The sequence below is a fragment of the Pseudoxanthomonas jiangsuensis genome, assembly GCF_010093185.1.
Classification (GTDB): domain Bacteria; phylum Pseudomonadota; class Gammaproteobacteria; order Xanthomonadales; family Xanthomonadaceae; genus Pseudoxanthomonas; species Pseudoxanthomonas jiangsuensis.
The window spans coordinates 61,548-76,276 of record NZ_PDWL01000020.1 but is presented as its reverse complement, the minus strand read 5'-3'; the positions used below and the strand labels follow the sequence as shown (position 1 = coordinate 76,276).

Annotated in this window: 12 protein-coding genes; 8 read left to right on the top strand and 4 right to left on the bottom strand. The window is 72.3% G+C overall.

The window, feature by feature from the left end; genetic code table 11:
• Nucleotides 1-9: 9 nt before the first annotated feature.
• The 5 genes from CSC62_RS17855 (at nucleotide 10) to CSC62_RS12740 (ending at nucleotide 3,950) form a co-directional block, all read left to right on the top strand.
• The gene (locus tag CSC62_RS17855; RefSeq protein ID WP_246194413.1) at nucleotides 10-237 is read left to right on the top strand and encodes a hypothetical protein; all 228 of its coding nucleotides are present in this window, start codon (nucleotides 10-12) and stop codon (nucleotides 235-237) included.
• Nucleotides 238-351: 114 nt separating this feature from the next.
• Nucleotides 352-2,472, top strand: a complete 2,121-nt coding sequence (locus tag CSC62_RS12755; protein ID WP_170298369.1) for a M13 family metallopeptidase — start codon at nucleotides 352-354, stop codon at nucleotides 2,470-2,472.
• Between the two features lie 39 nt (nucleotides 2,473-2,511).
• On the top strand, nucleotides 2,512-3,066 hold the full coding sequence (locus CSC62_RS12750) for a YdeI/OmpD-associated family protein (RefSeq protein ID WP_162406963.1): 555 nt from the start codon (nucleotides 2,512-2,514) through the stop codon (nucleotides 3,064-3,066).
• 141 nt (nucleotides 3,067-3,207) lie between these two features.
• Nucleotides 3,208-3,708, top strand: coding sequence for a hypothetical protein (locus tag CSC62_RS12745; RefSeq protein ID WP_162406961.1), 501 nt, complete (start codon nucleotides 3,208-3,210; stop codon nucleotides 3,706-3,708).
• A gap of 17 nt (nucleotides 3,709-3,725) precedes the next feature.
• Complete coding sequence (locus tag CSC62_RS12740; protein WP_162406959.1) at nucleotides 3,726-3,950, top strand: hypothetical protein; 225 nt, start codon at nucleotides 3,726-3,728, stop codon at nucleotides 3,948-3,950.
• Here the strand turns inward: CSC62_RS12740 and CSC62_RS12735 are convergent.
• The 4 genes from CSC62_RS12735 to CSC62_RS12720 form a co-directional block, all read right to left on the bottom strand.
• Nucleotides 3,947-5,584 (bottom strand): family 43 glycosylhydrolase, encoded by a 1,638-nt coding sequence (locus CSC62_RS12735; protein WP_162406957.1) that lies wholly within the window; start codon nucleotides 5,582-5,584, stop codon nucleotides 3,947-3,949. The genes CSC62_RS12740 and CSC62_RS12735 overlap by 4 nt on opposite strands.
• A gap of 168 nt (nucleotides 5,585-5,752) precedes the next feature.
• Entirely contained in the window at nucleotides 5,753-7,645 is a 1,893-nt protein-coding gene (locus tag CSC62_RS12730; RefSeq protein ID WP_162406955.1) for a DUF885 domain-containing protein, read from the bottom strand.
• A gap of 204 nt (nucleotides 7,646-7,849) precedes the next feature.
• Nucleotides 7,850-9,226, bottom strand: a complete 1,377-nt coding sequence (locus CSC62_RS12725; protein WP_162406953.1) for a hypothetical protein — start codon at nucleotides 9,224-9,226, stop codon at nucleotides 7,850-7,852.
• Nucleotides 9,227-9,280: 54 nt separating this feature from the next.
• The gene (locus CSC62_RS12720) at nucleotides 9,281-11,233 is read right to left on the bottom strand and encodes a putative bifunctional diguanylate cyclase/phosphodiesterase (protein WP_211369002.1); all 1,953 of its coding nucleotides are present in this window, start codon (nucleotides 11,231-11,233) and stop codon (nucleotides 9,281-9,283) included.
• A gap of 210 nt (nucleotides 11,234-11,443) precedes the next feature.
• On the opposite strand from CSC62_RS12720, the gene folE reads away from it, so the two are divergent.
• From folE to CSC62_RS12705, 3 genes are all read left to right on the top strand, one after another.
• Entirely contained in the window at nucleotides 11,444-12,037 is a 594-nt protein-coding gene (folE, locus tag CSC62_RS12715) for a GTP cyclohydrolase I FolE (protein WP_162406951.1), read from the top strand.
• Nucleotides 12,038-12,054: 17 nt separating this feature from the next.
• Nucleotides 12,055-12,426: a YchJ family protein gene (locus CSC62_RS12710; RefSeq protein ID WP_162406949.1), complete on the top strand. Its 372-nt coding sequence runs from the start codon at nucleotides 12,055-12,057 to the stop codon at nucleotides 12,424-12,426.
• A gap of 94 nt (nucleotides 12,427-12,520) precedes the next feature.
• Nucleotides 12,521-14,647, top strand: a complete 2,127-nt coding sequence (locus tag CSC62_RS12705) for a lytic murein transglycosylase (protein WP_211369004.1) — start codon at nucleotides 12,521-12,523, stop codon at nucleotides 14,645-14,647.
• The last annotated feature ends 82 nt before the right edge of the window (nucleotides 14,648-14,729 follow it).

Below are 14,729 nucleotides of genomic sequence, written 5' to 3'. Positions count from 1 at the left end.
CTCGATCACCTGCTTCACCGCTTCGGCCCGGAACTCATCCGTGTACTGCTTGCTGTTGCTCATAAACACCTCGGTCATTGCCATCAATTATGGCAACCGGATGTCTACGAAAGGCTGGCCGGTCCACCCGGCGCCGAGCACGTGCTGGAGATGCAGCGCCTGGCCGATGCCGGTGACGGGCTCAACAGCTACATCAACCGGTACGTGCGCGACGACTACGCCCGGCGGCTGGACTAGGCGCGACGGGCGAGGGGAGTCCGCCGCCCCCAACTTCCGGCACCCGCACCCGGTCTCTCCTGCAACTATCCTGAGCGGTCAGGCCGGCAGTCCGTCACGGCCGTGGAGACCGCCTTGAAGAAGACCCTGCTTTCCGCCGCGACCCTGCTCGCCCTCGGTTTCGCCGCCCAGGCCGGCGCCCACGAGGTCCGCGCCTGCGCCGACGAGGCCTGCACCCTGGAGCTGCTGTTCGACGGCGCCAAGGCCGGCGGCAGCGGCGGCGGGGATACCATCGCCGCCACCCGCTACGGCAGCTGGGGCATCGACACCGCCGGCATGGACCGCCAGGTCGCGCCGGGCCAGGACTTCTTCGCCTACGCCAACGGCAGCTGGGCCAGGAACACCACGATCCCGGCCGACCAGTCCAGCTACGGCTCCTTCCGGGTGCTGCGCGACCTGTCCGAGGCGCGGGTGCGGGCACTGGTCGAGGGTTACGCCCTGGGCGATCCTGCCAGCGGCGGCGACGGCGCCAAGATCGCCGCGGTCTACCGCGGCTTCATCGACGAGGCGGCGATCGAGAAGCTCGGCGCCGCCCCCTTGCAGCCGGTGCTGGCGCGCATCCGCCAGGCCGACAGCCGCGCCGGGCTGGCCGAGCTGATGGGTGCGCACGACACCTTCAACGTGACCCTGTTCGGCCTGGGCGTGTCCGACGACCAGCGCGATCCGGACCGCTACACCCTGTACATGAACCAGTCCGGCCTGGGCCTGGGCGACCGCGAGATGTACCTGCGCGAGAACTTCGGCCCGCAGCGCGAGCGGTACCGCGGCTACATCGCGCAGATGCTCGAGCTGGGCGGCTGGGACGATCCCAAGGGCAGCGCCGAGGCGGTGATGGCGCTGGAGACCCGGATCGCCGAGGCGCACTGGACCCGTGCCGAGAGCCGCGACCGCGACAAGACCTACAACCCGGTGGCTTTCGCCGGGTTCGACCGCTACGCCCCGGGCTTCCCGTGGGCGGCGTACTTCGCCGCCGCCGGCGTCGACCAGGGCGACCGCGCGGTGGTCCGCCAGGCCACTGCCATCCCCAAGCTGGCCGCGATCTTCGCCGACACCGACGTCGCCACCCTGCAGGCCTGGCAGGCCTTCCACGCCATCGACGGCGCGGCGCCCCTGCTGTCGCGCGAGTTCGCCACCGCCCACTTCGAGTTCCGCGACAAGTTCCTGTCCGGCCAGCTCGAGCAGCGCGAGCGCTGGAAGCGCGGCGTGGCCCTGGTCGAGCAGAGCCTGGGCGAGGCGGTCGGCCGCGACTACGTGGCCCTGTACTTCCCGGCCGACGCCAAGGCCAAGATGGACGCGCTGGTGGCCAACGTGAAGGCGGCCATGGGCGCGCGCCTGGACACCCTGGACTGGATGAGCCCGGCGACCAAGGCCGAGGCCCACGCCAAGCTGGCCGGCTTCGGCCTGAAGATCGGCCACCCGGAGAAGTGGCGCGACTACAGTGGCCTGCGCATCGCCAACGGCGACGTGTTCGGCAACGCCCTGCGCGCGCGCGCGTTCGAGTGGGATTACCGCCGCGCCCGCCTCGGCAAGCCGGTGGACAAGGCCGAGTGGGGCATGACCCCGCAGACCGTCAACGCCTACTACAACTCGGTCAAGAACGAGATCGTGTTCCCGGCCGCGATCCTGCAGCCGCCGTTCTTCGATCCCGATGCCGACCCGGCGGTGAACTACGGCGGCATCGGCGGCGTGATCGGCCACGAGATCGTCCACGGCTTCGACGACCAGGGCCGCAAGTCCGATGGCAAGGGCGTGCTGCGCGACTGGTGGACCGCGCAGGACGCGGCCAAGTTCGAGGCCCAGGCGGCGAAGCTGGGCGCGCAGTACGAGGCCTACGTGTTCCCGCAGCTGCCGGGCATGCACATCAACGGCCGCACCGCGATGGGCGAGAACATCGGCGACCTCGGCGGCCTGACCATCGCCCTGGAGGCCTACCGCCGCTCGCTGGGCGGCAAGCCGGCGCCGGTGATCGACGGCTTCAGCGGCGAGCAGCGGCTGTTCCTGGGCTGGGCCCAGGTCTGGCGCACGCTGTGGCGCGACGACGCCCTGCGCCAGCAGCTGGTCAACGGTACCCACTCGCCCGGCGACATCCGCGCCTTCGCCCCCTTGCGCAACATCGACGCCTGGTACGACGCGTTCGACGTGAAGCAGGGCGACGCCTTGTGGATCGCGCCGGAGGAGCGGGTGCGGATCTGGTGAGCCGGGGCTTCATCCTTCGCGGGTGCTAAGGTCGCGCGCATGGCCAGGACCGCTCCCTCGCCCATCCGCTTCGAATCGACCCTGCGCCGCCCGGCGCGGCCGGTGAACGCCGCCTGGGCGTTCTTCGTCCTGCCCGCAGCCGCCAGCGCCAGGCTGCCCAGCCGCAGCCAGGTCACGGTCGAAGGCACGCTCGCCGGCGCGCCGTTCCAGGCCACGCTGGAGCCGGACGGGCAGGGCGGCCACTGGATGAAGGTGGAGAAGACGCTGCTGGCGGCAGCCGGCGCCAAGGCCGGGGACACGGTGGCGGTGGAGATGGCGCCGGCGGCGGGGGAACCGGAGCCGAAGCTGCCGCCCGACCTGCGCCAGGCGCTGGCGGCGCATCCGGCGGCGAAGGCGACCTGGGACGACATCACCCCGGTGGCGCGCCGCGACTGGATCCAGTGGATGACCTCGGGCAAGAAGGCCGAGACCCGCGCCAAACGCATCGCCACCGCCTGCGACATGCTGGCCTCGGGCAAGCGCCGGGCCTGCTGCTTCGATCGCTCCGGCATGTACAGCCGCGGCAACATGGGCGCGCCGGAAGCGGCCGACTGAGCGCCGGGCGGCGCATTCGTCGCCGCCATCCCGGTTCCGTCGGCCGTCCGCGGGCTTGGTCGCATGCCGCTTGTATCGCCTTGGGCGCGCTCCGCACCCTGTGTCGGCCGGCGGGGGAGCCGCCATGCAAGGAGCATCGCCATGAACCGGATCCTGCTCGTCCTCGCCCTGCTGTTGTGCGGCGGCGCCCAGGCTGCGCCGCCCGACGTCGCCCGCCCGGAGGCGTTCGCCTTCGGCGGCACGGTGGCGGAGATCCAGGCGCGGCTGGCGCCGCTGTGCGCCTCTTTGCGGCTGCGGGTGGTGCTGCCGATGACCGCGCCGCTGGCCAGGGAGAGCCAGCACCAGATCGACTGCGAGGGTTTCGTCTACGCCGGCCAGCCGCGCAAGGTGGAGCTGGTGTTCCAGGACGACCGCCTGGACCTGGTCTGGATCCTGATTCCCGAAGCGGAGCGCGCGTCGATCGTCGAGGCCTTCGCCGCGCGCTACGGTGCGCCCTCGTTCGAGATTCCGTTCGGCACCGTGTACCTGCAGCTCGGCGCGGCCGTGCGCCGGCAGCCCAGCGAGGTGATGTTCGCCTCGTCGCGCCAGGCCCGGGCCATGCTCGCCCAGCTGCAGGCCGCGACGCCGGCCACCGACCCGTGAAGGAAGCGAGGATCGTCATGAAGACCCTGCTGGGATTGCTGCTGTGGTGCGTGCTGCTCGTGCTGTGCTGGCCGCTGGCCCTGCTGGCGCTGGTGCTGTGGCCGCTGGTGTGGCTGTTGTCGCTGCCGTTCCGGCTGGTCGGGATCCCCTTCGGCGCGCTGTTCGCGGTCCTCGGCGCGGTGCTGATGCTGCCGGCACGGCTGCTCGGCGGCGGCCCGCGGCCGGCCGGGGCCACCCGCTAGATCGCGCGGTAGCGGAAGTCGGCGAAGCGCACCGGTGCGCGGCCGCAGCTGTACAGCCCGGGACGCAGGCTGAGGAAGCCGCCGAACACGTTGTGGTGGATGCCCGACACCTCCATCCGGGTAGGGTGCAGCTGCCAGCTGCGGCCGCCGTCGAACGAGTAGCGCCAGGTCAGCACATGCGCGTCGTTGCCCAGGCGCACCCGCACCGGCCCGGCGCCCGGCGGACGCGGCACCCGCGCCCACGGATGCTCCTCGGCGTACTGGAAGTTCTTCACCGCTTCGGGGGTGAAGCCCAGGCCGACGAAGGCCTTGTGGTTGTAGAACAGCAGCAGCCCGCCCTCGCCGCCGGCGGGCACGTCCACGGTCACCTCGATCTCGTAGCTGCGGTCGCCGACCGTGCACAGCAGGGGCGCGCTGTCGGCCGGCGAGCTGCCGGCGCCGACCAGCGACAGGGTGCCGTCCGCGCGCCGGATCCGCGCCAGGCCACCGGCATCGGGCTGGAACAGGCACCACTGGGTGCCCAGGCGGTCGCGCGAGAAGTCGTCGGACAGCGCTTCGCCGTCCTGCGGCGTGGAGGCCGGCTGCGGCTTGCGCAGCGGCTGCGACAGGTCGCCGCCGCCGGCCCGGAACCAGCCGTCGGCGGTCCATTCCACCGGCTCCAGCAGGACCTGCCGGCCGAGCGTGCGGTAGCCGTGCTCGTAGCCGTGGTAGACCATCCACCAGTCGTCGCGCGGGCCCTGCACCAGGGTGGCATGGCCTCGCGACCACCACGGCTCGTCGATCGTGCGGGTGCGCACCAGCGGGTTGTGCGGGCAGTGCTCCCACGGCCCATGCACCGAGCGCGAGCGCGCGGCGATCACCATGTGCCCGGTCACCGGGCCGGCGGTGCCGCCCACGGCGGTGACCAGGTACAGCCAGCCTTCGCGCCAGAACAGCTTGGGCCCTTCGGGCGCGAAGTTCTCGGTGATCCATTCCTGCGGATAGCGCCACGGCGCATAAGCCGGTTCGAGCTCGCCGTCGGTGGCCAGGCCGTCGTCGGTGAGGCGGACCTTGCGGATGCCGTTGACGAACAGGTAGCGCCTGCCGTCCTCGCCGACGACGTGGCCGGGATCGATGCAGCCGTCGATGCCCAGGTCCACCGGATCGCTCCAGCGGCCGCCGCGGATGTCGTCGGTCCAGATCACGAAGATCCGCCAGCCGCGGTCGCCGGGATTGGCCGGCAGGTAGATGTAATAGCGGTCGCCGTGCCGGCACAGGTCCATCGCCCAGACGTCGCCCAGCGGCTGGCGCAAGGCCGGGCCGAGCGGCGTCCAGTTCACCAGGTCGGTGGAGTGCCAGACCACGATGCCGGGCACGTCGCGGAACGAGGAGAAGGTCATGTAGTAGTCGTCGCCGTCCTTGAGCACGGTCGGGTCCGGGCGGTCGCCGGCGACGATGGGATTGAGGTAGCGGCCGTCGCCCAGGTCGGCGCGGCGCTGGCCTTCGATGCCGGCGCGCCAGCGCGGCGCGGCGGGCGCAGGGCAGGGCGTGCCCGTCACGGCGGGCGGGTTCGCTTGCGTACCGGCCAGCAAAGGCAACGGTGCGATGGCGGCGCCGGCGAGCACGCCCTTGAACAGGTTCCTGCGCGTGGTCATCGCCGCTCCTCCGGTTTGCGTTGCCGCAGCCTAGCCAGCCGGTGACGCGGCATGCCAGCCATGCCGGGACGGCATGGCCGCACGATCGTTGCCCGCCTAAAGGAAGAGGGACAGGCCGAAGCCTGTCCCTCCCGATGCGGATCCTCGTCGGCCTGAACGCCGGCGCGCTTACGCCGCCGCCTTCCTCTCCGCGATCCAGCGGTCCACCCGGCGCTCGAGCAGGTCCATCGGCATCGCGCCGCCACCGAGCACCGCATCGTGGAAGCCGCGGATGTCGAACTTCTCGCCCAGCTCGGCCTCGGCCTTCCGGCGCAGCTCCTGGATCCGGATCATGCCGACCTTATACGCGGTGGCCTGGCCGGGCATGATCAGGTAGCGCTGGATCTCGGACTTGATCGCCGCGTCCGGCACCGAGCTGTTGGCGCGGAAGTAGTCCACCGCCTGCTGCTCGGTCCAGCCCTTGGCGTGCATGCCGGTGTCCACCACCAGGCGGATCGCGCGCCACATCTCCGACATCAGCCGGCCGTACTCGGAGTACGGGTCCTGGTAGGTGCCCGGCATCTCCTTGGCCAGCCATTCCGAGTACAGGCCCCAGCCCTCGGCGTAGGCGGTATCGAAGGCCTGGGTACGGAAGGTCGGCACGCCCTTCAGCTCCTGGGCGATGGAGATCTGCATGTGGTGGCCGGGCAGGCCCTCGTGGTACGCGATCACCTCCAGCTCGGACTTGGGCATGGCCTTCATGTCCGACAGGTGGGCGTAGTACACGCCGGGGCGCGAGCCGTCCGGGGTGCCGGGGTAGTAGTGCTGGGCGGCGCCGTCCTCTTCGCGGAACGCCTCCACCCGCTTGACCACCAGGTCGGCCTTGGGCAGCAGGCCGAAGTACTCGGGCAGGTGCTGCTTGATGTTGCCGATGACCTGGGTCGCCTCGTCGATGTAGGCCTGGCGGCCGGCGTCGGTGTTGGGGAAGTACTGGTCCGGGCGGCCGTGGACGTGGGCGAAGAACGCCTGCAGGTCGCCCTCGAAGCCGATCCGCTTCTGCACCGCCTCCAGCTCGCTGCGCAGGCGCGCGACCTCGGACAGGCCGAGCTGGTGGATCTCCTCGGCGCTCATCGCGGTGGAGGTGTTCTCCTTGAGCTGGTAGGCGTAGTACGCCGCGCCGTCGGGATGGGTCTGGCCGACGCCGGTCGGGTTCACCCCGGCCTTGGGCAGCTCGCCCTCGGCGAAGGCGATCACCCGCTCGTAGGCCGGCTTGACCGTCTCCAGCAGGGCGGCGCGGGCCTGGGCCTTGAGCTCGGCGGCGCGCTCGGCGCCGATCTTGCCGTCCTTGGCCAGGGCGTCGGCCTTGGCCACCGCGTCGGCCCACAGCGCGCTGTCGGCGCCGCCGTCGAACGGCGCGCCGGCGACGACCTTCTTCGATTGCTCGATCACGCCTTCCCAGGCGAACTTCGGCGGGGTGATGCCCTTGGCCGAGGCGGCGCCGGCGCGCTCGAGCAGCTGGTCGAACAGGGTGCCGAACTTCTGCAGGCGGGCGACGTAGGCCAGGTAGTCCTGTTCGTCCTCGACCTTGTGGAAGCTGATCATGAAGGTCGGCGCGGTGTTCTGCATGCCGTTCATCTGGTCGAACGGATAGGCGTCCAGCAGGAACGGCAGGCCGTCGCGGGCGCTCTCGTACTGCTTCTTCCACAGGTCCCAGGACAGCTGCGCCTCGGGATCGAGCTTGGCGTAGTCGAACTGCGACTCCATCTCCCTGACCGAAGCTTCCTTCCATTCCAGCTGCTTGCGCACGCCGGCCTCGGACATGTCGTCGATCTGGTCGTACAGCTCCTTGCGGCCGAGGAAGGTCAGCTGGATCGGGCTGAACTGCAGCTGCTCCTCGTACTTCTGCTCGAACCAGGCGTTCAGGCGCTCGGTCTCGGCCTTGACCTGCTCGGCGGTGGGCGCGGCGGCGGCGGTTGCGGCGGGGGTCGAGGTCTCGCCGGCGGGCTTGGAGCAGGCGGCCAGGCCGAGGGGCAGGGCCAGCGCCAGGGCGACGGCCAGGGTGGTGCGGGACACGGGACGCACGGGTGGAGCCTCCGGAACGGGGTGGTTGGCGGCCATTCTGTGCCGGAGGGCGGGCGGCGGCCAATGCGGATGGTCATGGCCCGGCCGGCGGCGGCCGTTCGGGGTGCGATCGCTCCTGTCGGCCCGATGCGGCCGGTGCAGGGCAGGGCGGACCAACGAAAAGGGCCGCCTCGCGGCGGCCCCTTCATCGCGTCGCCGTGGCGTTCAGCGCCCGCGGCTGGCGGTGATCTCGTAGCGGCCGGCCTCGGTGTTCCAGGAGGACACCACCAGTTCGTACTCGCCGGCCTCCAGCTCGACCTCGGCCAGGGCGTTCATGTCGCCGCCGCTGTCGTCGTCGCTGGCCACCACCTCGCCATCGCGGATCACGTCCACCATCACGTCCAGGCTCGGCGAGGTGGCCGCGATCCGGTAGCTGCCGCCGCGCGGCACCGACAGCCGGTAGCGGTCCTTGCCGCCGGGAGGCAGGGTCGCCGCGCTGGCCTTGCCCAGCCGCAGGACGCCGTAGCCGGTGCCGGCCGGGACCGGGGCCGAGCTGGCCTGCAGGGTGTACAGGCCCATGCCGTCGCTGTCGGAGGAGCCGGCGCGCACGGCGTAGTCGCCCGGCTCCAGCACCGCGACGATGCGCGCATCCATGTCGCCGCCGCTGTAGTAGTCGCGCAGGCGGGTGCCCTGGCCGGCCACCACCAGGCTGGTGTCGAAGTCCTCGCTGGCCAGGTCCAGGGTCACCAGGCGGCGCGCGTCCAGGTGCAGGGTGTACTCGCGCTCGCTACCGGCCAGCGAGCCGGTGAGCGCGGCGCCGTCCAGTTCCAGCGCGCCCTCGTTGCGCAGTTCCACGCCCTCGGGCAGGGGCCGGCTGGCCACGGCCAGGTTGAAGCCGCCGGTGGCCGCGTCCTCCAGGCTGCGGGCCTTGACCGTGTAGCTGCCGGGCTCGAGCAGGGCGGTGATGCGGGCGTTGTAGCCGCCGCCGCCGTCGTCGTCCTCCAGCTCCACGCCCGGGCCTTCCAGCGCCAGCACCGAGTCGAACTCGGTGCTGGTCATGTCCAGCACGTAGCGGGCCAGCTCGGCCACTTCCAGGGTGTAGCGGTTGCCGCCGCCGGCCAGCACGTCGGAGATCTCCGCGCCGGCGCGCAAGGGGCCGCCGCGGTAGGCCTCGGTGCGCTCGACCTGCAGCCGGTAGGGGCCGAAATCACGCGGGCCGAAGCCGCTGACGGCGACCTCGTAGCGGCCGTCGGCCGGCGCGCGGAACGACAGCCGCGCCGGCGCCTCGTCCTCGCACTCGTCCTGGTTGCGGCCCGAATCGCCCAGCACCGCGCCCTGTTCCAGCACCACCAGGCGCGCGCACAGCGCGCCCTCGGCCCGCAGGGCGATGGTGTCGTCCTTCTTCAGCGCCAGGCCGTAGACGTCGCTGCGGCTGCCGTCGTTGTAGTTGATGCGGCTACGGCTGGTGATCTCGCCGGAAACGCGGTCGCCGACCTTGATCGCGGTCTGGGCGAAGGCCGCGGCGGGCAGCGCGCAGGCCAGGACCGCGATGACCGCACCCGCGCCGATCCAGCGCTGGCGGTTGCTTGCTGGGGACACCATCGAACTCTCCTTGTGCCTATGGAAACGCCGCCCGGCGGGCGGCGCGCGCGCACTCTAGCAGAAGCAAAACGCCGCTCCCTCGCCGTGTGCCAGCCAGGCCGGGACGTCGGCGGCGGGCATCGGCCGCGCGAACAGGTAGCCCTGCATCAGGCTGCCACCCAGCTCGCGCAGGATGGCCAGTTCCTCCTCGCCTTCCACGCCCTCGATCACGCAGCCCAGCTCCATGTCCCGGCTCAGCGCCAGCAGCGAGCGCACGATCTTCAGGCTGGCCGGGCTGTGCTGGATGCCGCTGACGAAGCGGCGGTCGATCTTGATCCGGGTCAGCGGCAGGGCCAGCAGCCGGCTCAGGCTGGAGAAGCCGGTGCCGAAGTCGTCCAGTGTCACCCCGCAGCCCAGGCCGCGCAGCTGGCCGGCGGCCCACTGCGCCTGCTCCATGTCCTGCATCACCGCCGTCTCGGTGATCTCCAGGTCGATCCGCGCCGGGTGCACACCGCTGTCGAGCACCAGCCGCACCAGCCGCGCGACCTCCTCCTCCGAGCCCAGGTCGTGGATCGAGAGGTTGAACGACAGGCCCACCGCCTCCGGCCAGGTCGCGGCCGCGTCCAGCGCCTTGGCCAGCAGGACCCGGGTCAGCTGGGTGATCAGGCCGGTGCGTTCGGCCACCGGGATGAACTCGGCCGGCGACACCGTGCCCATGGCCGGGCTGTGCCAGCGCGCCAGCGCTTCGAACGCCAGGGTCCGGCGGCTGGCGGTGTCGACGATCGGCTGGAACACCACCGACAGCTCCGCCTCCAGGTCGGCCTTGCGCAGGGCCTGTTCGATCGCCGCGTCCTGCTGGATACGGTGCTGGTGGCGGGTGGAGAACAGGCTCACTCCGCCGCGCTGGTGGCGCTTGCCCTGGTAGAGCGCGTAGTCGGCGTGCTCGTACAGGTCGCTGGCGTTGGTCGCCAGGTCCGGGTAGACCACCAGGCCCATCGACGCGGCCACCTGCAGGCTGTTGTCCTGCAGCGGGAACGGCGCGCGCAGCTCGGTGCACAGGTGGCGGGCGAACGCGGCGCAACTGGCGTCGTCGGCGATGTCCTCGATGATCAGCGCGAACTCGTCGCCGCCCAACCGCGCCAGGTGGGCGCGCCCGCCGACCAGGGCCGACAGGCGCACGCCGACCTGCTCCAGCAGGCGGTCGCCGACGGCGTGGCCGTAGAGGTCGTTGACCGGCTTGAACCCGTCCAGGTCGAGGATCCCGACCGCGAAGCGGCTGCCGCGCTCGCGCGCCCGCGCGCAGGCCGCCTCCAGTTCGGCGAAGAAGGCGCGCCGGTTGGGCAGGCCGGTGAGGCTGTCGAGGTTGGCCAGGCGCAGGTTCTCGCCGCCCAGGGCCTCGGCCTGCAGGCGCGCGCGGACCAGTTCGGTGAAACCGTCGTACTGGCGCAGCAGCATGCCGACCAGGGTGGTGGTCACCAGCGCGACGTTGACCGTCATCGCGGTGAACGTGGGCACGCCGGTGGTGGCGAAGAAGGCGACGAAGGCCAGGTTCACCACCGCCGCGGCCGCCAGCATCGCCGGGCGCACGTGCATCAGGCACAGCAGCACGCCGATGATGGTCACCGCCATGTAGAACGCCACGTGCGAGCGGGTGTAGGCGTCGCCGTACGGATACAGCGCCAGCGACCAGGCGGCGAAGCCGGCCGCCAGCGGCCAGACCAGGCGGTTGGTCCGGCGCAGGGCGCGCAGGGCGCCGGCCGCGTCCATCGCCTGGTGGCGGCCGCGCCACCACTGGATGCAGCGGAGCGCGCACACCGGGGTGAACAGCAGCGGCACGCCGGTGACAAGCCAGCGCGGGGCGATGCCGATGTGGGTGCTGGCCAGCAGCCAGGTGTTGACCAGCAGCATCGCGTACATCAGCGGGATCTGCCCGGAGAAGGCCTGGTACTGGGCCTTGAGCAGGGCCGGATCGTCGGCCGAGACCGACATGAACGCGCGCATCCTGGCGATGGGGCCTTTCGGCGGCATGGTCCGGTTCTTCCGTTCCCTGGGCGGAGCGGGACGGCCCGGCTGGGGCACGGTCCCACCGTTGGATCGGCCGCGGCCGGCGGAAATGAAGGCGCGGTGGGGATCGGCACCGGCCTGCGCCCGAGCCCGGGCTCGATACGGAGGCTCCGCCAGGAGCCGCCGCGGCGCGCGGGTCGGTTACGATGGGCGGCCCCCAGCGGGTACGAGCCCATGACCGAGAAAGACCCCGCCGCTCCCGTCACCCAGGCCCAGGCCGAGGAGGCCGTGCGCACCCTGCTGCGCTGGGCGGGCGAGGACCCCCGGCGCGAGGGCCTGCTGGACACCCCGCGGCGGGTGGCCGAGGCCTACGGCGACTGGTTCAGCGGCTACCGCGAGGACCCGCGCGCCTACCTGGAGCGGACCTTCGAGGAGGTCGGCGGCTACGACGAGATGATCGTGCTGCGCGACATCGAATACGAAAGCCACTGCGAGCACCACATGGCGCCGATCATCGGCCGGGTCCACGTCGGCTACCTGCCGGCCGGCAGGGTGGTGGGGATCAGCAAGCTGGCGCGGGTGGTGGAGGCCTATGCCCGCCGCTTCCAGGTCCAGGAGAAGATGACCGCGCAGGTCGCCCAGTGCATCCAGGAGGCGCTGCAGCCGCTGGGCGTGGGCGTGGTGGTGGAGGGCGCGCACGAGTGCATGACCACCCGCGGCATCCACAAGCGCGGGGTGAGCATGGTCACCTCGACCATGCTCGGCAGCTTCCGCGAGGATGCGCGCACCCGCGCCGAGTTCCTGAGGTTCATCGAAGCGCGCCGCTGAGGCGCGGGGAGGCGGCGATGCTCTGTCCCTGTGGTGCGGACCGCGAATACGAGGCCTGCTGCGGCCGCTGGCATGCCGGCGCCGCCGCGCCCGACGCCCTGACCCTGATGCGCTCGCGCTACAGCGCCTACGTCCTGGGCCTGCCCGACTACCTGCGCGCGACCTGGCATCCGTCCACCCGGCCGCCGCACCTGGACCTGGAGAACCCGGACGGCCAGCGCGTGGTCTGGCTGGGGCTGGAGGTGAAGTCGCACCGCGCCAGCGGCGACCGCGCCGAGGTCGAGTTCGTCGCCCGCTACCGGGTCGGCGGTGGCAGCGCGGTGCGGATGGCCGAGCGCAGCCGCTTCGTGCGCGAGGGCGGCCGCTGGTTCTACATCGACGAGGCCTGAGCCAGTGCGCCCCACCGCATTGACCGACCGCATCGTCCCGATCGTCCTGGCCCTGCTGCTGGCGCCGGCGGCGCATGCCCAGGCACCGACTGCGGTGGCGGTCGATCCCGCGGCCTCCGCTCCCGTTCCCGCCCCGGTCGATCCCGCCTTCGCCCGTTGCCTGGCCGCGATCCGGCCGCAGGCCGCCGCGCGCGGGATCGATGCGGCGGCCTTCGCCCGCCTGACCGCCGACCTGCGGCCCGATCCGACCGTGCTGCCGCTGCTGGACGCGCAACCCGAGTTCACCACTCCGATCTGGGACTACCTGGCCGGCCTGGTCGACGAGCAGAGGGTCACCGACGGCCGGGCCATGCTCGCCGCGCACGCCGTGCTGCTGGCGCGGCTGGAAGGCGAGTACGGCGTGGACCCGGCCACCGTGGTCGCGGTATGGGGCGTGGAGAGCGACTACGGCCGGATCACCGGCAGCCGTCCGCTGCGCACCTCGCTGGCGACCCTGGCCTGCGCCGGCCGCCGCCAGGAGTTCTTCCGCGGCGAGCTGCTGTCGCTGCTGTCGCTGCTGCACTCCGGCGACCTCGCCGACCCGGGCCTGACCGGCTCCTGGGCCGGCGCCTTCGGCCAGACCCAGTTCATTCCCAGCACCTATGCCCGGGTGGCGGTGGACGGCGACGGCGACGGCCGCCGCGACCTGGTCGGCAGCACCGCCGACGCGCTCGCCTCCACCGCGCGCTACCTGCAGCTGGCCGGCTGGAAGCCCGGCCGGCCCTGGGGCTGGGAGGTGAAGCTGCCGGCCGGGTTCGACCCGGCGCTGGCCGGGCGCACCAAGCGCCGGCCGCTGGCCGACTGGGTCGCGCGCGGGATCGTGCGCGCCGACGGCAGCGCGATCGCACCGGCGCAGGAGCCGACCGCGCTGCTGCTGCCGGCCGGCGCCAAGGGGCCGGCGTTCCTGGTGTCCGGCAACTACGACGCGATCTACGCCTACAACGCCGCCGAGAGCTACGCCCTGGCCATCGCCACCCTGGCCGACCGCCTGCGTGGCAGCCCGGGCCTGGTCGCGGCCTGGCCGACCGACGACCCGGGCCTGTCGCGGGCTCAGCGCCGCGAGCTGCAGACCCTTCTGCTGACCCGCGGCCACGCCATCGGCACGGCCGACGGCCTGGTCGGCAGCGCCACCCGGCGCGCGATCGTGGCCGAGCAGCAGAGGCTGGGCCGGCAACCGGCCGATGGCCGCGCCGGCCTGGGCATCCTCCAGGCGCTGCGCGCCGAAGCCGCGCCGCGCCCGACCGCCTTCGTCCTGCCGCCCGATTTCGCGCGCTGGCAGCAGTCGCCTTCCCCCACCACCGCACGGACCCTGAAGACGATGCACGACGTTCCCGGCCTCAGCCTCGGCACCTTCCAGGGCCTGGACGCCCTGCTGGTCGAAACCCCGCATGCGACCGCGGCGGTGGCCCTGTTCGGCGGCCAGCTGCTGTCGTTCGTGCCCGCCGGCGGCCAGGAAGTGATGTGGCTGTCGCCGCAGAGGGCGGCCCTGCCCACGCCGATCCGTGGTGGCACTCCGGTGTGCTGGCCGTACTTCGGCCGCCAAGGGCAGGGCAACGAGGTGCCGGCGCACGGCCTGGTGCGGACCCTGCCCTGGCAGCTGACCGCCGCCCGCCGCGAGGCCGACGGCACCGTGATCCTGGACCTGGAGCCGCCGGCGCTGGAAAGCCTGGCGCTGAAGCTGCGGATGCAGCTGCGGGTGGGCAAGGTCCTGGAGCAGCGGCTGTTCACCGAGAACACCGGCAGCGCGCCGGTGGTGTTCACCGAAGCCCTGCACAACTACTTCAACGTCGCCGACGCCACCGCGGTGCGGATCGAGGGCCTGGACGGCCTCACCTACCTGGACAAGAACGACGGCATGGCCGCGCACGTGCAGCAGGGCGACTGGACCCTGCTCGACCCGCGCGATCCCGGCCGCAGCGACCGCATGTTCGGCCAGGCCGGCGGCCACTACCGCCTGGTCGATCCCGGCCTGGGCCGGCGGATCACCTTGACCGTGGCCGGCGGCCGCAGCGCGATCGTGTGGAATCCCGGCGAAGCAGCGGCGGCGAACATGGCCGACGTCGGCCCGCACTGGCGCCGCTTCGTCTGCCTGGAGGCGGCCAACGCCGGCCCGGACGTGGTCGAGCTGGCGCCCGGGAGCAAGCACGTGCTGGTGCAGGTGATCGCGGTGACGCCGTTGTAGGGATCCGGTCGCATCGCACCGCGCCGGGCGTCGCTACACTGTGCCCTTTCCGCGCTCCGGCGCGGCTTCCCATTCCATCCCC